At 65.0% G+C, this 19,814-nt stretch carries 22 protein-coding genes and 1 other RNA gene; 15 read left to right on the plus strand and 8 right to left on the minus strand.

Translation table 11 applies throughout. The features are described 5' to 3' along the window. Positions 1-80 precede the first annotated feature (80 nt). The 10 genes from F7P65_RS05235 to F7P65_RS05280 all read left to right on the plus strand — a co-directional run bounded on the left by F7P65_RS05235 (position 81) and on the right by F7P65_RS05280 (position 8,084). A complete protein-coding gene (locus F7P65_RS05235) occupies positions 81-356 on the plus strand; it encodes a hypothetical protein (RefSeq protein ID WP_150290710.1) in 276 nt (91 codons plus the stop codon). 142 nt (positions 357-498) lie between these two features. Next, the gene (locus F7P65_RS05240) at positions 499-2,871 is read left to right on the plus strand and encodes a chemotaxis protein CheA (protein ID WP_150290711.1); all 2,373 of its coding nucleotides are present in this window, start codon (positions 499-501) and stop codon (positions 2,869-2,871) included. Between the two features lie 13 nt (positions 2,872-2,884). Next, positions 2,885-3,322 carry a chemotaxis protein CheW gene (locus F7P65_RS05245; protein WP_150290712.1) on the plus strand — a complete coding sequence of 146 codons (438 nt, stop codon included), beginning with the start codon at positions 2,885-2,887 and terminating at the stop codon, positions 3,320-3,322. A gap of 82 nt (positions 3,323-3,404) precedes the next feature. Continuing rightward, complete coding sequence (locus F7P65_RS05250; protein WP_150290713.1) at positions 3,405-3,770, plus strand: response regulator; 366 nt, start codon at positions 3,405-3,407, stop codon at positions 3,768-3,770. Between the two features lie 59 nt (positions 3,771-3,829). After that, positions 3,830-4,909, plus strand: a complete 1,080-nt coding sequence (locus tag F7P65_RS05255; protein WP_150290714.1) for a chemotaxis protein CheB — start codon at positions 3,830-3,832, stop codon at positions 4,907-4,909. After that, positions 4,909-5,802: a CheR family methyltransferase gene (locus tag F7P65_RS05260; RefSeq protein WP_150290715.1), complete on the plus strand. Its 894-nt coding sequence runs from the start codon at positions 4,909-4,911 to the stop codon at positions 5,800-5,802. The genes F7P65_RS05255 and F7P65_RS05260 overlap by 1 nt, the downstream gene beginning before the upstream one ends. Before the next feature lie 213 nt (positions 5,803-6,015). Beyond that, the gene (locus F7P65_RS05265) at positions 6,016-6,714 is read left to right on the plus strand and encodes an N-acetylmuramoyl-L-alanine amidase (protein ID WP_150290716.1); all 699 of its coding nucleotides are present in this window, start codon (positions 6,016-6,018) and stop codon (positions 6,712-6,714) included. Between the two features lie 29 nt (positions 6,715-6,743). Next, positions 6,744-7,143: RNase P RNA component class A (gene rnpB / locus F7P65_RS05270), an RNA gene on the plus strand. Between the two features lie 66 nt (positions 7,144-7,209). Further along, positions 7,210-7,758, plus strand: a complete 549-nt coding sequence (locus F7P65_RS05275) for a J domain-containing protein (RefSeq protein WP_150290717.1) — start codon at positions 7,210-7,212, stop codon at positions 7,756-7,758. Beyond that, the gene (locus F7P65_RS05280; RefSeq protein ID WP_150290718.1) at positions 7,731-8,084 is read left to right on the plus strand and encodes a (2Fe-2S) ferredoxin domain-containing protein; all 354 of its coding nucleotides are present in this window, start codon (positions 7,731-7,733) and stop codon (positions 8,082-8,084) included. Before F7P65_RS05275 ends, F7P65_RS05280 begins: the two co-directional genes overlap by 28 nt. A gap of 75 nt (positions 8,085-8,159) precedes the next feature. Here the strand turns inward: F7P65_RS05280 and F7P65_RS05285 are convergent, their stop codons facing one another. The 7 genes from F7P65_RS05285 to F7P65_RS05315 form a co-directional block, all read right to left on the minus strand. After that, on the minus strand, positions 8,160-8,774 hold the full coding sequence (locus F7P65_RS05285; protein ID WP_150290719.1) for a superoxide dismutase: 615 nt from the start codon (positions 8,772-8,774) through the stop codon (positions 8,160-8,162). 174 nt (positions 8,775-8,948) lie between these two features. Then, positions 8,949-9,599, minus strand: coding sequence for a septation protein IspZ (ispZ, locus tag F7P65_RS05290; RefSeq protein WP_150290720.1), 651 nt, complete (start codon positions 9,597-9,599; stop codon positions 8,949-8,951). Continuing rightward, complete coding sequence (gene ftsY, locus F7P65_RS05295; RefSeq protein WP_150290721.1) at positions 9,589-10,527, minus strand: signal recognition particle-docking protein FtsY; 939 nt, start codon at positions 10,525-10,527, stop codon at positions 9,589-9,591. The genes ispZ and ftsY overlap by 11 nt, the downstream gene beginning before the upstream one ends. Beyond that, positions 10,524-11,858, minus strand: coding sequence for a tRNA (N(6)-L-threonylcarbamoyladenosine(37)-C(2))-methylthiotransferase MtaB (mtaB, locus tag F7P65_RS05300; RefSeq protein ID WP_150290722.1), 1,335 nt, complete (start codon positions 11,856-11,858; stop codon positions 10,524-10,526). Before mtaB ends, ftsY begins: the two co-directional genes overlap by 4 nt. Position 11,859: 1 nt before the next feature. Beyond that, positions 11,860-12,660 (minus strand): diaminopimelate epimerase, encoded by an 801-nt coding sequence (dapF, locus tag F7P65_RS05305; RefSeq protein ID WP_150290723.1) that lies wholly within the window; start codon positions 12,658-12,660, stop codon positions 11,860-11,862. A gap of 41 nt (positions 12,661-12,701) precedes the next feature. Continuing rightward, positions 12,702-14,102 (minus strand): amino acid permease, encoded by a 1,401-nt coding sequence (locus tag F7P65_RS05310; RefSeq protein WP_150290836.1) that lies wholly within the window; start codon positions 14,100-14,102, stop codon positions 12,702-12,704. A gap of 89 nt (positions 14,103-14,191) precedes the next feature. Beyond that, positions 14,192-14,587 carry a DUF2501 domain-containing protein gene (locus tag F7P65_RS05315; RefSeq protein WP_150290724.1) on the minus strand — a complete coding sequence of 132 codons (396 nt, stop codon included), beginning with the start codon at positions 14,585-14,587 and terminating at the stop codon, positions 14,192-14,194. A gap of 293 nt (positions 14,588-14,880) precedes the next feature. On the opposite strand from F7P65_RS05315, the gene ffh reads away from it, so the two are divergent. Genes ffh through rplS form a run of 5 tightly spaced genes read left to right on the plus strand, consistent with a single transcriptional unit; the run spans position 14,881 to position 18,425 of the window. Continuing rightward, a complete protein-coding gene (gene ffh, locus F7P65_RS05320) occupies positions 14,881-16,344 on the plus strand; it encodes a signal recognition particle protein (protein WP_150290725.1) in 1,464 nt (487 codons plus the stop codon). A gap of 41 nt (positions 16,345-16,385) precedes the next feature. Beyond that, positions 16,386-16,826 (plus strand): 30S ribosomal protein S16, encoded by a 441-nt coding sequence (gene rpsP, locus F7P65_RS05325; RefSeq protein WP_150290726.1) that lies wholly within the window; start codon positions 16,386-16,388, stop codon positions 16,824-16,826. Positions 16,827-16,831: 5 nt separating this feature from the next. After that, positions 16,832-17,311 carry a ribosome maturation factor RimM gene (gene rimM, locus F7P65_RS05330; RefSeq protein ID WP_150290727.1) on the plus strand — a complete coding sequence of 160 codons (480 nt, stop codon included), beginning with the start codon at positions 16,832-16,834 and terminating at the stop codon, positions 17,309-17,311. 3 nt (positions 17,312-17,314) lie between these two features. Beyond that, a complete protein-coding gene (gene trmD, locus F7P65_RS05335; RefSeq protein WP_150290728.1) occupies positions 17,315-18,046 on the plus strand; it encodes a tRNA (guanosine(37)-N1)-methyltransferase TrmD in 732 nt (243 codons plus the stop codon). 10 nt (positions 18,047-18,056) lie between these two features. Continuing rightward, on the plus strand, positions 18,057-18,425 hold the full coding sequence (gene rplS / locus F7P65_RS05340) for a 50S ribosomal protein L19 (protein WP_150290729.1): 369 nt from the start codon (positions 18,057-18,059) through the stop codon (positions 18,423-18,425). A 93-nt stretch (positions 18,426-18,518) separates the two neighbouring features. On the opposite strand, the gene F7P65_RS05345 is transcribed toward rplS, so the two are convergent. Further along, positions 18,519-19,787: an MFS transporter gene (locus F7P65_RS05345; RefSeq protein WP_150290837.1), complete on the minus strand. Its 1,269-nt coding sequence runs from the start codon at positions 19,785-19,787 to the stop codon at positions 18,519-18,521. Positions 19,788-19,814 lie beyond the last annotated feature (27 nt).

A 19,814-nucleotide genomic window follows, 5' to 3' on the forward strand; every position in this document is an offset into this window, starting at 1 on the left:
TTGATCGCGGTCAGGGTTCCGGACAGCCGGCCCTTGCCGAAAGACGTCTGCCCGAAAGGGGCGTAACAGGAGAAAACGCCGTGAAAACCATCGTATCAGTCCTTGGCCTTGCCAGCTTGATCGCACTCGGTGCGTGCGATTCCAAGAAGGAGAACAAGGTCGAGAACGCGTATGAGAATCAGGCGGACGCCATCGACAATCAGGCGGCGAATATGGAAGCCATGGCTGATAATCTGAGCGGCAACGCCGAAAACGCGGCTGAAAATGCGGCCGACGCGCTGGAAAACAAGGCCGATGCCACTCGCGAGGCCGGTGAAAAGGCGGCGGACGCGGTGGAAAAGACCGAGAAGCATTGATTTTACGGTCCGTTGAAAACGAGGCGTCGCGACCGATGGGTCGCGGCGCCTTTTTTGTACCATTTGTCTGAGATTTCTTCTCTTTAACCGGCCTTTAACCACGGGCCGGCCATGGTCCGCGCGCTATCCATGAGGCGCGGGAATGGACGAGTTACTTCAGGAATTCATATCCGAAACGCAGGAAACGCTGGAGGCGCTGGCCGGGGAAGTCGTCGCCTGGGAAGCCGATCCTTCGGACCGCGACCGGCTGGACGCCATTTTCCGCTTCTTCCATACGGTAAAGGGCAGCTGCGGTTTCCTGAACCTGCCGCGCTTCGAACGGTTGAGCCATGCGGCAGAGGATGTGCTGGCCGAGATTCGCGCCGACAAGCGCAGCCCCGACGCCGCCACGGTGAGTGCCGTGCTGGGCGTGATGGACCGGATCGCCGAACTGGCCGAGGCGGTCGCCATCGGCGCGGCGCTGCCGCAGGAGAATGACGATTATCTGATCGCTGCCCTGACCGAACGGGAGGAGGACGCCGCCGCCCTCGGAATGGAAAGCATGGAGCCCGCCCTCGCCGTGGCCCGTTCAAATGGCGGACAGGCCGCGCCGCGGACGATCCGCCTGCCGCTGTCGCTGATCGATCAGTTGATGAATGGCGTGTCGGACATGGTGCTGGCTCGTAATGAGTTGTCGCGCAAGCTGCGTGAGCGGATCGGCGACCCGGAGCTGGAGAGCGCCTTCGAGCGGTTGTCGACCTGCGTGGCGGACATGCGCGACGCCATTTCCAAGACGCGGATGCAGCGCGTCGACCGGTTGTTCACCGCCATCCCGCGCATGGTCCGTGACCTGGGCCGGGACCTCGGCAAGCGCATCGACCTCACGCTGGAAGGCGGCGATGTCGAGATGGACCGCGAAATGGTGGAGATGGTGGTCGATCCTCTGACCCACATCGTCCGCAACAGCATCGATCATGGCATAGAGGCGCCCGAGAAGCGCCGCGCGCTGGGCAAGCCGGAAACGGGTCGGCTGAAGCTGGAGGCGCGCCAGTCGGGCAACCAGATCGTCATCGAGATTTCCGACGACGGGCAGGGCATCGACACCGGGCGCCTGGTCGACAAGGCGGTCGCGGCGGGCCGGCTGTCGCCGGAAGCGGCGGCGCGCATGAGCGAGGGGGACAGACTCGACCTGATCTTCCAGCCGGGTCTGTCGACCGCCAGTCAGGTCACGGCCATTTCGGGGCGCGGGGTCGGCATGGACGTGGTCCGCGCCAATGTGGAGCGGATCGGCGGAGTCATCGCGCTCGACAATCGGCCCGGGCGCGGCCTGACGATCATGCTGCGCGTGCCGCTGACGCTGACCATCATCCCGGGCCTGATCGTGCGGGCTGGGGGGCTGCATTTCGCCATTCCGCGCGCCGCGGTGGTGGAGATTCTGCACGACAACAATGAAACGCTGGTCGTCGCCGAAGTGGGCGGCGCGAAGATCGCCACCATCCGTTCGGTCCGGCATTCGATGATCGATCTGGAGGATGTGCTGGGCATGGAAAAGCCCGCGCAGGCAGGGCCGCGCGCCATCATGGTCGTGCGATCGGCCACCGGCGTCCCCTTTGCCATGGGCGTGTCGGCGGTCGACAATCATGAGGAACTGGTGATCCGCCCGGCTTCGCCGCTGGTGATGGCGACGGGCGTCTATGCGGGCATGACCCTGCCCGACAATGGCAAGCCGATGCTGCTGCTGGATGCGGCCGGCCTCGCCAATGCGGCGCGCCTGCCCAATATCCTGGACGACCGCGCCGCGCAGCAGGCGGTGGAGGCGGAGGACGCGCAGGGCGTCGTCGAAATGGTGGCCGCACTGCGTTTCGAGGAATTGTCGGGCGAACGCCGCCTGCTCAAACTGTCGCTGATCGAGCGGGTCGAGGATGTCGATACGCATCTGTTCGGGCGGTCGGGCACGCGCAACTATGTCCGTCTGGACGGGCGTCTGGTGCCGGTGGCCAATGACCATCACCGCTTCTCCGGGACGAAGGTCGCGGCGCTGCGTCTGCGCGACGGCGCGCGGGAAGCCTGTTATCCGGTCGCGGCGGTGCTCGACATCGTCGACATGCCCGCCATGCCTGACATGGTGACGATGCACGGCATGCTGAGCGGCGTGGCGGTGATCGAGGGCGAGCATCTGGAGGTCATCAACCCCTTTGCCCTGTTCGCTGCGTTGCCGGATGAGGCGATCCTGGAAAAGCGCGGCGGCCGATGCCTGCTGGCCGACAGCGAGGATGGCTGGACCCGCGAGATATTGGCGCCGCTGCTGCGGCAGGCAGGGCACGAGGTGGTGCTGGGCCTGCCGTCCGACGCGGCGGTCGATCCGCAGGACGTGGTGCTGTTCACCGGTGCCGACCTGTCGGAGACGGGCGAATTGCTGGGCTGCCGCGTCGTCCATCTGCGCGCCACGCCCCGGCCCAGCAGCCCGCAGGACGGCAGCATCTATCGCTATGACCAGGACGCGCTGATGGCGGCAGTCGCCGGATCGCGCGCGTGAAGGGGGACAAGGCATGAACCGGCTCTATCTTCTTGCCCGGCTGGCCGGTGCGCGGGTCGCCATCGAAACCCGTGAGGTCGAGGCCGTGGTGAAGCTGACCGATATTTCGCCCGTGCCGGGGATGGGCGCGCATGTCGCGGGGCTTTCCGCGCTGCGCAGCCGGGTGCTGACGGTGATCGACGTGGCCGCGCTGATCCGGGGGCAGCCTACGCCCATCGCGGAACGGGGCTTTGCCGTCATCGCGGATATTGCCGGTCACAGCTATGGGCTGATGGTCGATGCGGTTTACGACATTTGCCAGGTGCCGGAGGGCGAATTGCCGTTGCGGGGCCAGCTCGACCCCGCCTGGCTGCCCCATGCGCGCGGACTGGTCGAACATGAAGGACAGCCCCATCTGCTGGTCTCGCTGGCCGGTTTCATCGAGGCGGGCGCGCTGGCGCAAGCGGCCTGAACAATTTTACTGACGTTTACCAATTGCTTGGGTTTGCCGGATAAATCTCGTCCAAACGGGATGTAAAATAAAGGGACGCTTCATGAAAAATTGCCTGGTTGTCGATGATTCGAAGGTCATAAGAAAGGTTGCCCGCCATATATTGGAGTCACTGGACCTGACGGTCAGCGAAGCGGTCGACGGCCGTGACGCCCTGACCCAGTGCGAAGCCTCCGCGCCCGATGTCGTATTGCTCGACTGGAACATGCCGGTGATGAGCGGGATGGAATTTCTCCAGGCGCTGTCCAGCGCCAAGCTGACGGCCCGGCCCAAGATCATCTTCTGCACCACCGAAAACGGCGTCGGCCATATCAAGGCCGCTGTCGAGGCGGGCGCGGACGAATATGTGATGAAGCCCTTCGATCGCGAAACGCTGGAAAGCAAATTGTCGATCGTCGGAGTGATCTGACCGCCATTTGCCCGACTGCCCCCTGTCCTTCGCCTTCGCTTGAGAAAGTGCTTCCTTCAATGACCGTCCTCGTGCCGATCATGACCAGCAAACGGAGCGAAGAGAGGGCGGTGCGCACCCTGATCGTCGACGATTCGGTCGTGGTGCGCACGGTGATCGAACGGATATTGAACGCGGACCGGGGCTATTTCGTCGCCCACAAGACCAACAGCGCCGAACATGCGCTGGGTTATCTGGGCGAGCATGAGGTCGACCTGGTGCTGCTCGACATCGAACTGCCCGGCCAGAGCGGCCTGATGGCGCTGCCCGCGATCCTGCGGACCAGCCCCAATGCCAAGGTCGTGATCCTGTCGGGCAATTGCGAGGAGGGCAGCGCCGCCGCCATCGAGGCGCTGGCGCTGGGGGCGAGCGACATTCTCGCCAAGCCGGGCAGCGGCAGCTTTGGCGAACATTTTCCGCAGGCTCTGATCGAGCGGCTGTCGCGTCTGTTCAGCGGCGGCGCGCCGCCGGTCTTCGCCCCTCCCGCCCCGGCGATCGAGGCGGGGCAGGCGGCGCAGCCCCTGGCGTGCCTGGGCATCGGCGCGTCGACCGGAGGCATTCATGCCCTGGGGCAGTTGTTCGCGGGCCTGACCGAGCCATTGGGCGTGCCCATCCTGCTGACCCAGCATCTGCCGGCCAGCTTCACTTATTATTTTGCCCAGCAATTGGGGCGCATGACCAGCCTGAAGGTCAAGGTGGCCGAACAGGGCGAACTGCTCGCGCCCGATATCGTCTATGTCGCGCCGGGCGATGCCAATCTCCAGCTGCGGCGGGGTTTGCATGGGCGTGTGTCCGTCATGCTCGATCCGCAGCGCACGCCGGCGGGCAATCTGCCCGGCGTCGATCCGATGTTTGCCAGCATGGCGCAGGTCTATGGCGCGGGCGCGGCGGGCGTGGTGCTGACCGGGATGGGCCGCGACGGCACTGCCGGTGCGCGGGACATGGTGGCGGCGGGCGGCTGGATCGTGGCGCAGGATGAGGCCAGCAGCGTCGTCTGGGGCATGCCCGGCTCAATCGCGGGCGAAGGCCTGAACTGCGCATTGTTGGAACCCCGTGCGATCATGGATTTCGTGACCCGACGAGGAAAGAACAGAAACTGATGGCATTGTCTCCTTCGTCCCGGTTCGCGGATTCCGGTTCTTCTTCGCGCGGGGCGGCCCGCATCCTCTCCGGCCTGCTGGAGGCGCGCACCGGGCAGATCCTGTCGGAAAACCGCGCCTGGCGGATGGAGACGGCGCTGAAGCCCGTGCTGCGCAGCCACGGCCTGGCGGACATAGACGCCCTGGCCGCGCGATTGATCGCGCGCAAGGAGGCCGCGCTGGAAGAGGATGTGGTCAACGCGCTGCTCAACAATGAGAGCAGTTTTTTCCGCGATCTCCAGATTTTCGACATGATCCATCGCCAGATCCTGCCGCAGATCCATGCGCAGCGGGACGACCGGACCCTGCGCATCTGGAGCGCGGGTTGTTCGACGGGGCAGGAGGCCTATTCGATCGCGATCCAGCTTTGCAACGACATGGCGCGGTGGCGCGGCTGGCGGATCGAGATATTGGCGACGGATATTTCCACCGCCGCCATCGATCAGGCGAAGTCGGGCATCTTCACCCAGATGGACGTGCAGCGCGGGCTGGCGGTGGGGGACCTCATCAAATGGTTCGAACCGGCCGGCGACGATTGGTGCGCCAGTCCGGTGCTGCGGCAGATGATTGATTTCCGCACCGACAATCTGTTCGACCATCGCGCACCGATGGGCGAATATGACCTGCTGCTCTGCCGCAATGTCCTGCTCTATTTCACGCTGGAACGGCGCCAGGCTGTTTTCCGGATGCTGGCCCAGCACAGCCATGCGCGGTCGGTCCTGCTGCTGGGCGCGGGCGAAACGGTGATCGGCCATAGCGAGGATTTCGTGCCGCATCCCGACTTTCGCGGTGGCTATGGCCGGCGGACAGGAACGCCTGCGCAGGCCGAAGCCGCGTTCCGCCGGGCGGTCTGAACCCCTCATGCCAAGGCGCGATGAGGTTGACTCATCGGATCTTGGTAAAACCCGCCCGGCGCCTGTGCGAAACCCACTTGTGATCGGTCGCAGACCGAGCGTGATGGTATAATCGCGTTTTTTGCGGCGCAGCGCGCTTGATTGCCCCGGCGCGGTCGGCCATGCTCCGCCGGTAGCCGAGGATGGACGAGTGCGGGTGACTGGCCTTTCGCAATGACCGACTTTCCGATGATCGATACGCCGTCACCCAATTTCGACGAGCGCAGCCTGCCCATATCCATGCTGGTGCTGCACTATACCGGAATGGCTGACGCAGCGACCGCGATCAACTGGCTCGCCAGCCCGGAATCCAAGGTGTCCGCCCATTATGTCGTGACCGAGGATGGGCAGGTCATCCGCATGGTCGGTGAGGACAAGCGCGCCTGGCATGCCGGGCGCGCGCATTGGCGGGGGGTCGACGACATCAATTCGGCCAGTATCGGCATAGAGATCGTCAATCCGGGCCATGAATGGGGCTATCGGCCCTTCCCGGATGCGCAGATGGGGTCGCTGATCCCGCTGATCCATCAGATCGTCCAGCGTCACAAGATCACGCGCGGCAATATCGTCGGCCATAGCGATGTCGCCCCGGCGCGGAAACAGGACCCGGGCGAACTGTTCCCCTGGGGGCAACTGGCGCGGTTGCGGCTGGCTTTGCCGCGCCCGACCAAAAATCTGATGGACCCGCATTGGAGCGACGGCGGCTTCATGCTGGCGCTGGAGCGCTTCGGCTATGACATTGCCGAGCCGCAGGCGGCGGTGGTCGCGTTCCAGCGGCGCTTCCGCCCCGAACTGATCGACGGGATCATCGATGGCGAATGCCGGGCGATCTTGCTGGCGTTGCTGCTGCCAAAACCGCGAGGGGATGACTGAAGGTTCCAACCTGTGTATAGGCGCCGTTGCCAGAGGGCCGGGCGGCCGCGGCGTGGGGGGTAACCGCCACGGCGAGGAAAGTCCGGGCTCCACGAAATGACGGTGCCGGCTAACGGCCGGCTGGAGTGATCCAAGGGACAGTGCAACAGAAAGCAGGTCGCCCAAGGCTTCGGCCCCAAGACTTCGGTCGGGTGAAATTGAAAGGGTGCGGTAAGAGCGCACCGCGTCTCCGGCAACGGAAGGCGGCACGGTAAACCCCACCGGGAGCAAGACCGAATAGGGGCGGCGCGCAGCTTGACTGCTAGGCCTGTTTCGGCTGAGACCGCCCGGGTTGGTTGCTTGAGGGACGGAGCAATCCGTCCCCTAGAGGAATGGTCGCCACTCTTCGCAAGAAGAGGACAGAACCCGGCTTACAGGCCCTCTGGCATCGAAGTGATAGCAATTTCATGGCCTGCCGGGGTGGCGTTCCGCCTGTGGCTTGCCTAATTTGGAACGATGGCAAGAAGCAGCCGATCAAATGACTGGGGCTTTCCCCGCTGGCGCAGCTACGGCGCATCGCGTGAGGCGCAGCAGGTGCGCCTGTGCGACCGGCACGGCTGTGACAAGCCGGGCGACTGCCCCGCGCCCAAATCGCCCAACAGCCGTGAGCGCTGGTATTTCTGCACCGACCATGCGGCGGAATATAACCGTAACTGGGATTATTTTCAGGGCCTCGACCGCGAGGAACGCGAGCAGCGCGAACATGCCGAGCGCCGCGACGCCGGAGGATATCAGAACAGCGCCTATCATGGCTGGGGCGGACCCGGCGACGGCAGCCGATCGCGCGACGAACTCCATGCGCTGAAGGCGCTGGACCTGGAGGATGACGCGGATTTCGAGGCGGTGAAGAAGAGCTGGCGTCGGCTCGCCAAGGAATATCACCCGGATGTGAAGCCGGGCGACGCGCAGGCCGCCATCCGTTTCCAGACGATCCAGGCCGCCTATGAAGTGCTGCGCGCGGCGGAGGAACGGCGGACGTGGAAGCCGCGGGAGCGGGTGGATTGAAGGATATCGTCCATTCGAACTGGGATCATGCGGTTCTCGTCTGCCGCAAATGTTCGAAAAAGCTGGATGGCGGCTTTGGCCGCGACGGCGAGCAACGGCTGGCCAAGGCGCTGCGCCGTCATCTTTCGCTGAAAAAGGGGCGCAAGGCTTCGGCGGGCATTATCGAGGTCAATTGCCTCGGCGTCTGCCCCAAGGGCGCGGTGACGGTCGTCAACGGCGCGCAGGCGCGGGACTGGTTGCTGGTGCGGCCGGGTGCCGATCTGGATGAACTGGCGGAGGCGCTGGATCTTGCCCCGTCCAAAGCGGATCTCGGCCCCCCGGCCTGATGAACATCAATTCGATCGGCCGGTTTGGGCGAACCGCCCGTCGCTCCTGCGGAGCGGCGGGCGGGTCCCTGCCGATCAGCCCTGCTGGTCGGCGCGGCTGGCGCCCTGACCGTCCAGATTCTGGGCCGCGAAGTCCCAGTTGATCGCGTCCTTCAGGATGCGGTCGGCATAGTTGGGGCGCGCGTTGCGATAGTCGATATAATAGGCATGTTCCCACACATCGAGGATCAGCAGCGGCGCATGGCCTTCATGCGCGACCGGCGTGTCGGCGTCATGATAGCTGGTGACTTCGAGCTTGCCGTCCTTCAGGATCAGTGCTGCCCAGCCGCTGGCGAAATGGCCGACGGCTTCGGCTTTGAGCTTCTCGATCAGCGCATCGACCGAACCGAAGGCGTCGTTGATCTTCGCCAGCAGGTCGCCGCTCGGCGCGGTCTTGGTCGGCGAAAGCGACTGCCAGTAGAAAGTGTGGTTCCAGATCTGGCCGACCTGGTTGAAGAGACCGCCCTTGCTCGACTTGATCAGCTCGACCAGCGACTTGCCCTGGAGCGAGGCGTCGGCGGCGACCAGTTCATTGGCCTTCACGACATAGGCATTGTGGTGCTTGCCATGGTGATAGTCGAAGGTTTCGGCGGAAAGAATGTCGCCAAATGCATCCTTGGCATAGGGCAGTTCGGGAAGAACAAAGGCCATGGCAGAACTCCTCGGGTTCGTTTTTCAGACGGCCGCACAACGGATGGCGCGGCCAGTTGGTTCAATGGTCCTGTCGGGGCGTGGACGCCGCCGCGTCCCTCCCATATGCGCGCCCAGGCGCCAAGGAAACAGATATATGCCTATTGCGAAACGATCTCAGGAGCGCGGGCGGATTCAGCCCTGCGGCGGGGTGGTTTCGCCGATTTCCTCGCTGTCGAGCTTGTCGCCAAGGGTGAGGCCGTGCCGCATCAACATCGGAATATTGGCGCCCGCGAAGACCACCGACACGATGGTGACGCCCCAGACCTTGACGGCCAGCCAGCTATCGAAGCTCATCGTCCGGCGCATCACTTCATTGGCAATCGCCATGAAGACGAAGAAAAAGGCCCAGTTGCGCGATAATTTGCGCCAGCCCTCGTCCGTCAGCCCGTCATAGGCGGCCTGAAGCAGATATTTGAGCAGCGCCTTCCCCCGCACCAGGCCGGCGAACAGCATCAGCGCGAAGAAGGCGTAGATGATGGTCGGCTTGATCTGGATGAAGCTCTGGTCGCGGAAATAGATGGTAAGCCCGCCGAAGAAGAGGATCAGCATCGCGGACAGCCACAGCATGGGCGACACGCGGCCCAGCTTCACCTTGGAGATGATGACGGCGACGACGATGGCGGCCATGAAGGCGGCGGTGCCAAAGGTCATGGCGGTGATCGGATTGCCCGGCCCCCAGATCCAGCCCGCGCCCTTGTAGCTGAGGAAGAAGACCAGCAGAGGCCCGAAATCGAGCGCGAGGCTGAGGTTGCCGCCATGGGCCGGTTTCTTTTCAGCGGGCATAAGCGGTTCCTGCAATGGCGCGCGCCATGTCGCCCGGATCGAAGGGGCGCAGATCCTCGATCTTTTCGCCGACGCCGATGGCATGGATGGGCAGGCGATATTTCTCCGCTGCCGCGACCAGCACGCCGCCGCGTGCAGTGCCGTCCAGTTTTGTCATGACCAGGCCCGTCACCTGCGCGACTTCCTTGAAAACCTCGATCTGGCTCAACGCATTTTGTCCCGTGGTGGCATCCAGAACCAGGACAACGTCATGCGGCGCCGCCGGGTTCAGCCGGCCAAGCACGCGGCGGATCTTCGCCAATTCGTCCATCAGTTCGGTCTTGTTCTGAAGGCGGCCCGCCGTGTCGACGATCAGCACGTCGATGCCGGTGGCGGTCGCCTGCTTCACTGCGTCGAACACGATGCCCGCCGCGTCGCCGCCCTCCTTGCCCGCGACGATGGGGATGCCCAGCCGCTCGGCCCAGACCTTGAGCTGGCCGATGGCGGCGGCGCGGAAGGTGTCGCCGGCCGCCAGCATCACGCCATAATCCTGCTCCAGGAAATTATTGGCGAGTTTGGCGATGGTGGTGGTCTTGCCCGATCCGTTGACGCCGATGACCAGGATCACCTGCGGGCGGGGGAAAGCCTCGATCTCCAGCGGGCGGGCGACCGGGGCCAGGGTTTTCTCGATCTCCTCCGCGATGATCTCGCGCAGATAGTCTTCGGTCAGTTCCCGGTTGTAGCGGCCTTCGGACAGGCGGTCGCGCACGCGGGCGGCCATGGTGGGGCCAAGGTCGCTGACGATCAGCGCTTCCTCGATCTCGTCCAGAGTCTGTTCGTCGAGCGCAGCCTTGGTGAAGAGGCCGGTGAGATTCTCGCCGAGCTTGTCGGAAGTGCGCTTGAGGCCGCCGAAAAGGCGGTCGCGCCAGCTGGTGCCGGGTTCAGTCATTGCTGCGCCTCTTGCGCGATCAGCGCGCCATTCTCAAGGCCCGTGATCGTCGCGCGGACGATGGAGGAGGGGGATTGCGGTGCAAGGAAGCGCACCGGGGCGAAATTCTCGGCATGGCCGGAGGCGCCGTTGCGTTCGACCAGCACGGATTGCCGGGTGCCGATCAGGCTGTGGAGCCAGCTTGTCCGCTGCGTTTCGCAGGCGGCGCGCAGGCGGGCGGCGCGGGTCTTGATGGTGGCGCGGTCGACCTGCGGCATGCGGGCGGCGGGGGTGCCGGTGCGCGGCGAATAGGGGAAGATGTGGCCGTGGACGATGGCGCATTCCTCGACCAGCTTCAGGCTGTTTTCGAACATCGCATCGTCCTCGGTCGGGAAGCCGGCGATGATGTCGGCACCGATGCTGATGTCCGGGCGGGCGCTTTTCAGCCGTTCGACGATGCGGATCGCGTCGGCGCGGCCGTGGCGGCGCTTCATGCGCTTGAGGATCATGTCGTCACCGGCCTGAAGCGAGAGATGCAGATGCGGCATCATGCGCGGCTCATGAGCGAGCAGGTCGAACAGGCGCTCATCGATCTCCACGCTGTCGAGCGAGGAGAGGCGCAGGCGGGGGAGGTCGGGCACGCCTTTCAGGATCCGCTCGATCAGCAGGCCGAGCGACGGCGCGCCGGGCAGGTCCGGGCCGTAGCTGGTGACATCCACGCCGGTCAGCACGATTTCCCGATAGCCCGCATCGACCAGTTCGCGGGCCTTGTCGATCACCGCGCCTGCGGGGACGGAGCGGCTGTTCCCCCGGCCATAGGGGATGATGCAGAAGGTGCAGCGATGGTCGCAGCCATTTTGCACCTCCAGAAAGGCACGGGCATGTTCGGCAAAGGCGCTGGCCATATGCGGCGCGGTTTCGCGCACGGCCATGATGTCGGAGACATTCGCCTTTCCCGTCACCCCAGCATAGGCTGGGGTCTCAGGCCCCACGTCGTGCCCTATCGCCTGAGATCCCAGCGTTGGCTGACGCCGCTCTTCGGGTCGCGGGGATGACGAATAGTGGCTCGCCTCCATCTTTTCCCGGTTGCCGATCACCGCATCGACTTCGGCCATGGCGGCGAACGTCTCAGGCTCCGTTTGCGCGGCGCAGCCCGTCACCATGATCCGCGCATCGGGCCGGTCCCGCCGGGCGCGGCGGATGGCTTGGCGCGTCTGCCGCACCGCTTCGGCCGTCACGGCGCAGCTATTCACAACGATCAGATCGTCCTGCCCGCCCGCCATTTCGCGAATAGCCTCGCTCTCCGCGATATTGAGGCGGCAGCCCAAGGTGATGATCTGCGGCCCGCTCATATCAGAAGCGCGCCCAGTCAGCCTCGCCGTCGAAGACATGGGTGGCGGGGCCGGTCATCAGGATATGACCGCCCGGCGCCCAGTCGATCACAAGATCGCCGCCCGGCAGGGTCACGCGGGTCGGCCCGCTCACCAGCTTGCGGCGAACAGCCGCCACGGCGGTCGCACAGGCGCCGGTGCCGCAGGCGCGGGTCAGGCCGGCGCCGCGTTCCCAGACGATCAGGCGGATATGATTCTCCCCCACAATCTGCGCGAAGTTCACGTTCACGCGTGCCGGGAACAGCGGGTCTGTCTCGATCATCGGGCCGAGCCGGTCGATATCCACCGCGTCGAGATCGTCGCAGAAAAAGATCACATGCGGGTTGCCGACATTGACCGCGACCGGGGCGGGCAGATCTTCCCAGCTGACCGGCATGGTCAGCGTATCCATGGCGTAGGACAGCGGGATCGCATCCCACTCCAGCCGGGGTTCGCCCATGTCGACGCTCGCGCCGCCGTCCACGCCCCTCGCGTCCAGCAGGCCCGCCTTGGTTTCGATCAGCACGTCCCGGCCAACGAACAAAGGCACGCAGCGGGTCGCGTTGCCGCAGGCTTCCACTTCACCGCCGTCGCTGTTGAAGATGCGCATCGACACATCGGCGCGATCGGAATTGCCGATCAGGATCAACTGGTCGCAGCCGATCCCGGCGTGGCGGTCGGCAATGGCCTGAGCGCGCCGCTCCGTCATGTCGACCGCGGCATCCCGCGCGTCGATCACCACGAAATCGTTGCCCAGTCCATGCATTTTGGAAAAACGGCCCATAGTGGGCGCGCATGTAAGGCTTGCGGGACGAAAAGACCAGCCTATCCCGCGCCCAACGTCGCGCGGCGGCGTCCATAGAGGAAATAGACGCCCAGCCCGATGGCATTCCAGATGAAGCAGGCAAGGATCGTCTTCATCGGCAGGCTGACGAACAGATAGGCGCAGCCCAATACCGCGCCCATCCCGACCAGCGTCGCCGCCGGGGTGCGGAAGGGACGCTTCATATCCGGCATCCGCCGCCGCAGGATCAGCAGGCAAGCGCCCACGGCGGTGAAGGCGATCAGCGTCCCCGCATTGGCGAGCGCCGCGATCTCGTCGATGGGCAGCACGCCCGCGATGATCGCGACCAGCACGGCAGTGACGGCGGTGATGCGGGCGGGCGTGCCGCGCTTCGAAATCAGCGCCAGCCGTTGCGGCAGGAAACCGTCGCGCGCCATGACCAGGAAGATGCGGCTCTGACCATAGAGGAAACCCAGCAGCACGGTGGGGAGCGCAATCACAGCGGCGATGGCGACGATCCGCGCCACCTGCCCCTGGCCCATTTCGCGCAGGATGAGCGCCAGTGGCTCCGGACTGTCGGCAAAGCGGGTGAAGGGCATGGCGCCGATGGCGGCGGCGGCCACCAGCACATAGATGAGCGTGCAGGCGATCAGCGATCCGACGATGCCGATGGCCAGGTCGCGATCCGGGTTCTTGGCTTCCTCTGCCGCAGTGGAGATCGCGTCGAAGCCGTAAAAGGCGAAGAAGATGATTGCCGCCGCCGCCATGACGCCGCGCTCGATTCCGTCCGGTCCCATCGACTTGGCGAAGCCGAAGGGCATGAAGGGCTGAAGGTTCTGGGCGTCGAAGGCAGGGAGGGCGATGGCGACGAACAGGCTGAGCGTCGCGATCTTGATGAGGACGAGCAGGGAGTTCAGTCGCGCGCTTTCATGCGTGCCCAGCATCAGCAGGCCGGCAACGACGGCGATGATGAAGATGGCGGGAGCGTTGATGAAGCCGCCCAGTTCCGGTCCCTTGGTCAGCAACTCGGGGAAGCCCACCGATGTCAGCAGCGGCGCGGCATAGCCCGACCAGCCCACTGCCACCGTCGACACCACCAGCGAATATTCAAGGATCAGGCTCCACCCGACGATCCAGGCAATGCCCTCGCCCAGCACGGCATAGCTGTAGCTATAGGCGCTCCCGGCAGCGGGCATCATGGTGGAGAGTTCGGCATAGGCCAGCGCCGCGCAGGCGCAGATCGCGCCCGCAATGGCGAAGGACAGCAGCACCGCGGGCCCGGCCCGGTCCGCGCCCACGCCGATCAGCGTCAATATGCCGGTGCCGACGATGGCGCCCACGCCCAGCGCCAGCAGGTGCGGCCAGGACAGGGTGCGCGCCAGCCTGTGCCCTTCCTGCGCGGGCATCATGGCCTCCATGGGTTTGCGGCGCGTCCAGCTCATCATCTTGTCTCCCTTGCGCGCCCTAAGTCGCGTGCGGGACGAGCGGATGACAAGAGAAATCTCGGCGGCTCAGCCCATGGGGTCGGATTTTACAGCAGGGATGCCGCGTGGCTCAGCACCATGCCGCACAGTTTGGACTTCACCTTGCCCTTGAGGTTCGCGACCGAAAGCCGGTTGTCCTGCGTCTGCAACACGCCCTTCTGGCCCAGAGAATAGCCGCTGGATTCCTTGACGCCCTGCTTTCCCGTCAGCTTACCCAGCACGGATGTCGCGCTCGCGGCGTTGACCAGCTTGTTCTTGACGCAATAGCTGAGCATGCCCGCGGCATTGCCAGCGCCCGTGGTCGCGAGGTTGGGCAGCATTCCGCCCAGCAGGCCGCCAGCCTTCCCCGACAGGTCGGGCAACTGGGCCGAGGAGGGAAGGGCGAGGGATGCGCTGGTGAAGGCGAGGGCGGTGATCGCGGCGCGACGGGTCATGCGGTGCATTGACGCTTCTCCTTGGGTCTGTCGACTCGAGGCGGTGGGACAGGGAGCCTGCGCCCATCCTTCCGTCACCGCAATCTGTCATCGCCATGCCTGCGCCGCTGTTGCAACTCGCCCTCCCTTGCGCTAAAGGCGCCCCTGCAATCGGGCGGTCCGCTGCCTGATGCCCTGACAGATCCATGGCGCCCAGGTGGGGCACCGGATGGACGCTGGCCGGCGAGATTTCGCCCGCCGGCGATTTTGTCGTTTGGCGGGGTAAGCGCTTGTTTTCCGGGCTCTTCGGCCCAAATGAGGTGATGATGTTCGATTCGCTAAGCGATCGTCTCGGTGGGGTATTCGACAAGCTGCGTGGGCGCGGTGCGCTGACGGAGGACGATGTCCGCGCCGCGATGCGCGAGGTGCGAATCGCACTGCTGGAGGCTGACGTCGCGCTTCCGGTGGTTCGCCAGTTCGTCGAGCAGGCGACGGAGCGGGCCGTCGGCAGCGACGTGCTGCGTTCGGTCACGCCGGGCCAGATGGTCGTCAAGATCGTCTCGGACACGCTGACCGAGACGCTGGGCGCCGAAACCTCGGAACTGCTGATCGACGTCACCCCGCCCGCCGTCATCATGATGGTCGGCCTGCAGGGGTCGGGCAAGACCACCTCCACCGCCAAGATCGCCAAGCGCCTGAAGGAAAAAGAGCGCAAGAAGGTGCTGATGGCGTCGCTCGACGTCCAGCGTCCGGCCGCGCAGGAGCAGCTTGCGGTGCTGGGCACGCAGACCGATGTGGCGACCCTGCCCATCGTGCCGAGCCAGCAGCCGGTCGATATTGCCAAGCGGGCGTTGCAGGCGGCGAAACTCCAGGGCTTCGACGTGGTGATGCTCGACACCGCGGGTCGTCTGCACGTCGATCAGGCGCTGATGGACGAGATGAAGGCGGTCGCCGAAGTCTCCAACCCGGCGGAAATCCTGTTGGTGGTCGACTCGCTGACGGGTCAGGACGCGGTGAATGTCGCGACCAGCTTCACCCAGCAGGTGCCGCTGACCGGCGTGGTGCTGACCCGTATGGACGGCGATGCCCGTGGCGGCGCGGCGCTGTCGATGCGCGCGGTCACCGGCCGTCCGATCAAGTTCGCGGGTACGGGCGAAAAGCTCGACGCCATCGAGCCGTTCCATCCGGCGCGTGTGGCGCAGCGGATCCTGGGCATGGGCGACGTCGTCTCGCTGGTCGAAAAGGCGGCCGAGACCATCGATGCCGAGGAAGCCGACAAGCTCGCCAAGAAAATGGCCAAGGGTCAGTTCGACATGAACGACCTGCGCGCCCAGCTCAATCAGATGCGCCGCATGGGCGGTCTTGGCGCGCTGGCCGGGATGCTGCCGGGCCTCAAGAAGGCACAGGCGGCGATGGCGAACAGCGGCGCCAACGACAAGACCTTGATCCATCTCGACGCGATGATCGGCTCCATGACGCCGAAGGAGCGGGAAAAGCCCGCGCTCATCAACGCCAAGCGCAAGATTCGGATCGCCAAGGGGTCCGGCACCACGGTGCAGGAAGTGAACCGTCTCCTGAAAATGCATCAGGAAATGGAAACGGCGATGAAGAAGATCCGCAAGATGGGCGGCCTGAAAGGGCTGGCCAAGATGTTCACCGGCGGCGGCATGGACAAGCTGATGGGCGGTGCCGGTGGGGCGCCGGACCTTGGCGGATTGGGCGGTCTCGGCGGGGGCGGTACTATGCCGACCCTGCCGCCCGGCTTTCAGAATTTCATGAAGAAATAAGCAAATATAGTCATTTGGTTTAGAGTAGAAAGGCAAGTTTAATGGCAACCTCCATCCGTCTGTCGCGCGGCGGCTCCAAGAAGCGCCCCTATTACCGCATCGTCGTGGCCGACAGCCGCGCCCCGCGTGACGGCAAGTTCATCGAGCGCATCGGCAGCTACAATCCCGTTCTGCCCAAGGGCGACGAAAAGCGCGTCGTTCTGGACGTCGAGCGCGCGAAGCACTGGGTTGCCGCTGGCGCCCAGCCGACCGATCGCGTCGCCCGCTTCCTCGACGCCGCGGGCGTGAAGGAACGCGCCGCCCGCAGCAACCCGAAGAAGGCTGAGCCGGGTCAGAAGGCCAAGGACCGCGCCGAGGAGCGCGCCGAGAAGGCTGCCGCCGCTGAGGAAGCCGCGCGCGAAGCCGCCGCCGCTCCGGCCGAAGCGCCTGCTGAAGAAGCCGCTCCGGCTGAAGAAGCTGCTGCCGAGCAGGCCGAAGGCTGATCGACTTGACCGACAAGCCCGTCACTCTCGCCGTCATTATCGGCGCTCATGGGGTGGCGGGCGAAGTCCGTCTGAAACTCTTCGGAGAGGGGGCGGATGCCCTCAAATCCTACAAGGGTTTCGATGCGGCGGGGCGCATATTGACGCTGAAGTCGGTGCGCCCCGGCCCCAACGGCGCGGTCGCGCGCTTTGCCGAGATCGGTGATCGCACGGCGGCGGAATCGCTGCGCGGGACCGAATTGACGGTGCCCCGTTCCTCCCTGCCTCCGCTGGGCGAGGGCGAATATTATCATGCCGACCTCATCGACCTGCCCTGTTTCTCCAGTGATGGCGAAGGGCTGGGCCATATCGTCGCGGTCGAGAATTTCGGTGCGGGCGACATCATCGAGGTGGAGCGTCCCAATGGGAAGCGCTTCATGGCGCCGATGCATGCCGTGACCATCGCCGATGAAAAGGCAGTCGTCGAGGCTGCCTTCGCGGCCTGACCGATGAGTTTCGCGGCGCAGATCCTGACCCTCTATCCGGAGATGTTTCCCGGGCCGCTCGGCGTATCGCTGGCGGGCCGTGCGCTGGGCGAGGGGAAATGGTCCTGCGACCCCATCCAGATTCGCGATTTCGCGACGGACAGACATCGGACGGTGGACGATACGCCGGCGGGCGGCGGCGCGGGCATGGTGCTGCGCGCGGACATTCTGGGCCTTGCCATCGACCATGCTTTGGACAAGCGCCCGGACCTGCCGGTCCTCGCCATGACGCCGCGCGGCGCGCCGATCACGCAGGGGCGCATTCGCGAACTGGCCGCCGGTCCCGGCGCGACCATCCTCTGCGGTCGGTTCGAGGGTTTCGACGAGCGCATTTTCGAGGCCCGTCCCGTGGAACAGATCAGCATGGGCGACATCATCCTGTCCGGTGGAGAGATGGGCGCGTTGATGCTGCTGGATGCTTGCATCCGCCTGCTTCCTGGGGTAATGGGCGCCGCTTCCAGTGGGGATGAAGAGAGCTTCGAAAGCGGCCTTCTCGAATATCCGCACTATACCCGACCTGTTGAATGGGAAGGGCGCACGATCCCTGAAGTGTTGCGATCGGGGGATCATGCGAAGATCGCCGCCTGGCGGAAACAAAGGGCGGAAGACGAGACACGGCTAAGGCGGCCGGACCTTTGGGAACGTCATATCGGCGTTCGGGACCAGTCGCCCTCTGGTGCGCAACGCAAAAAGTAGGACCTAGGTTATGAACTTGATCCAGCAGATCGAGGCCGAAAACATTGCGGCTCTCGCCAAGGATATCCCGGAATTCCGTCCCGGCGACACGCTGCGCGTCGGCGTGAAGGTCGTCGAAGGCGAACGCAGCCGCGTCCAGAACTATGAAGGCGTCTGCATCGCCCGCTCCAACAAGGGCATGGGCAGCAACTTCACCGTGCGGAAGATTTCGTTCGGTGAGGGCGTGGAACGCGTTTTCCCGCTCTATTCGCCGAACATCGATTCGATCACCGTCGTCCGTCGCGGCGTCGTGCGTCGTGCGAAGCTCTACTATCTGCGTGGCCGCACCGGCAAGCGCGCTCGCATCGCCGAGCGTCGCGACGTGCGCAGCGAGGATTGATCTCCTTCGCCTGACGGCATGTGAACAACAGGCAGGCGGCGCTCCCCCGGAGCGCCGCCTGTTTCTGTTTGGGGACCGTTGCCGGTTACCGCTTCACGCCTCGTTCCGGCTCGTGAACCACAGCCCGCCAAGGCTGATCGCCGCCGCCGCCGACATATAGAGGCCGGCCAGCGCGATGCCCTGCATCCCGATCAGCCAGGTCGCGACGATGGGCGCCAGCGCGCCGCCGATGATCCCGCCCAGGTTGAAGGCGAAGGATGCACCGGTGTAGCGCAACTGCACCGGGAAAAGATGCGGCAGATAGGCGCCCAGCGGGCCATAGACGAAACCCATCAGGAACAGCGCGAGGCTGAGGATCAGGAAGATCGGCAGCAACTGCCCGGTGCCCATGGCCGGGCCGAAGATCACGCCCATCAGCACCGTGCCGATGCACCCCGCGACCAGCACGCGGGTCGGGCTGCTCCTGTCCGACCACCAGCCGGCGATGACGATGCTGACCGCCATGAACAGGATTGCGCCGAGCTGGATGGCGAGGAAGGTTTCGCGGTCGATCTTGAGCGTTGTCGTGCCATAGCCGAGCGCGAAGGCGGTCGCGATATAATAGACGGCGAAACAGGCCGCGCAGGCGAAGGTGCCGGCAATGGCTGCGCCCAAATGGCTTTTGAACAGCGTGGCCAGCGGCACGGCGGGCGGCGGGGCTTCAGCGCGGGCAGCGGCGAATTCGGGCGTCTCGGTGAGCTTCAGGCGAATCCACAAGCCCAGGAGCACCAGCACCGCGCTGCCCAGGAAGGGCAGGCGCCAGCCCCAGGCGAAGAAATCCTTGTCGGTCAGGAAAGTACCGAGGATCAGGAACAGTCCATTAGCGGCCAGGAAACCGACCGGCGCCCCCAATTGCGGGAACATGCCAAAGCGCGCCCGCCAGCCCGGGGGCGCATTTTCCACCGCCAGCAGCGCCGCGCCGCCCCATTCGCCGCCCAGGCCGAAGCCCTGACCGAAGCGCAATATGCAGAGGATCAGCGGCGCCCACCAGCCGATGCTCTGGTAGGTCGGCAGAAACCCGATCGCCAGCGTCGATCCGCCCATCAGCATCAGCGATGTCACCAGCGTTGCCTTGCGTCCGATGCGGTCGCCATAATGGCCGAACACGGCCGCGCCCAAGGGGCGGGCGAAAAAGGCGAGGGCGAGGCTGCCATAGGCCGCCAGCAACTGCGCGGAAGGGGAGGAGGCCGGGAAGAAAAGCGGGCCGAAGACAAGGCTGGCGGCGGTGGCATAAATATAGAAGTCGTAAAACTCGACCGCCGTGCCGATCAGGCTGGCCGCCAGCACCCGCTTGTGGCGCAGCATCGCGCCCAACCCGCCCATTTCCACCGCGTGCACCGCCCCCGTTGC

Source organism: Sphingobium estronivorans, assembly GCF_008692605.1.
GTDB classification, from domain to species: domain Bacteria; phylum Pseudomonadota; class Alphaproteobacteria; order Sphingomonadales; family Sphingomonadaceae; genus Sphingobium; species Sphingobium estronivorans.

Excerpts from the sequence above, each read along its gene's own strand:
- F7P65_RS05240 (WP_150290711.1), top strand. The coding sequence starts at position 499 with ATGGACGAGTTACTTCAGGAATTCATATCCGAAACGCAGGAAACGCTG.
- F7P65_RS05245 (WP_150290712.1), top strand. The coding sequence starts at position 2,885 with ATGAACCGGCTCTATCTTCTTGCCCGGCTGGCCGGTGCGCGGGTCGCC.
- F7P65_RS05250 (WP_150290713.1), top strand. The coding sequence starts at position 3,405 with ATGAAAAATTGCCTGGTTGTCGATGATTCGAAGGTCATAAGAAAGGTT.
- F7P65_RS05255 (WP_150290714.1), top strand. The coding sequence starts at position 3,830 with ATGACCGTCCTCGTGCCGATCATGACCAGCAAACGGAGCGAAGAGAGG.
- F7P65_RS05260 (WP_150290715.1), top strand. The coding sequence starts at position 4,909 with ATGGCATTGTCTCCTTCGTCCCGGTTCGCGGATTCCGGTTCTTCTTCG.
- F7P65_RS05265 (WP_150290716.1), top strand. The coding sequence starts at position 6,016 with ATGACCGACTTTCCGATGATCGATACGCCGTCACCCAATTTCGACGAG.
- F7P65_RS05275 (WP_150290717.1), top strand. The coding sequence starts at position 7,210 with ATGGCAAGAAGCAGCCGATCAAATGACTGGGGCTTTCCCCGCTGGCGC.
- F7P65_RS05285 (WP_150290719.1), bottom strand. The coding sequence starts at position 8,774 with ATGGCCTTTGTTCTTCCCGAACTGCCCTATGCCAAGGATGCATTTGGC.
- ispZ (WP_150290720.1), bottom strand. The coding sequence starts at position 9,599 with ATGCCCGCTGAAAAGAAACCGGCCCATGGCGGCAACCTCAGCCTCGCG.
- ftsY (WP_150290721.1), bottom strand. The coding sequence starts at position 10,527 with ATGACTGAACCCGGCACCAGCTGGCGCGACCGCCTTTTCGGCGGCCTC.
- mtaB (WP_150290722.1), bottom strand. The coding sequence starts at position 11,858 with ATGAGCGGGCCGCAGATCATCACCTTGGGCTGCCGCCTCAATATCGCG.
- dapF (WP_150290723.1), bottom strand. The coding sequence starts at position 12,660 with ATGGGCCGTTTTTCCAAAATGCATGGACTGGGCAACGATTTCGTGGTG.
- F7P65_RS05310 (WP_150290836.1), bottom strand. The coding sequence starts at position 14,102 with ATGAGCTGGACGCGCCGCAAACCCATGGAGGCCATGATGCCCGCGCAG.
- F7P65_RS05315 (WP_150290724.1), bottom strand. The coding sequence starts at position 14,587 with ATGCACCGCATGACCCGTCGCGCCGCGATCACCGCCCTCGCCTTCACC.
- ffh (WP_150290725.1), top strand. The coding sequence starts at position 14,881 with ATGATGTTCGATTCGCTAAGCGATCGTCTCGGTGGGGTATTCGACAAG.
- rpsP (WP_150290726.1), top strand. The coding sequence starts at position 16,386 with ATGGCAACCTCCATCCGTCTGTCGCGCGGCGGCTCCAAGAAGCGCCCC.
- trmD (WP_150290728.1), top strand. The coding sequence starts at position 17,315 with ATGAGTTTCGCGGCGCAGATCCTGACCCTCTATCCGGAGATGTTTCCC.
- rplS (WP_150290729.1), top strand. The coding sequence starts at position 18,057 with ATGAACTTGATCCAGCAGATCGAGGCCGAAAACATTGCGGCTCTCGCC.
- F7P65_RS05345 (WP_150290837.1), bottom strand. The coding sequence starts at position 19,787 with ATGGGCGGGTTGGGCGCGATGCTGCGCCACAAGCGGGTGCTGGCGGCC.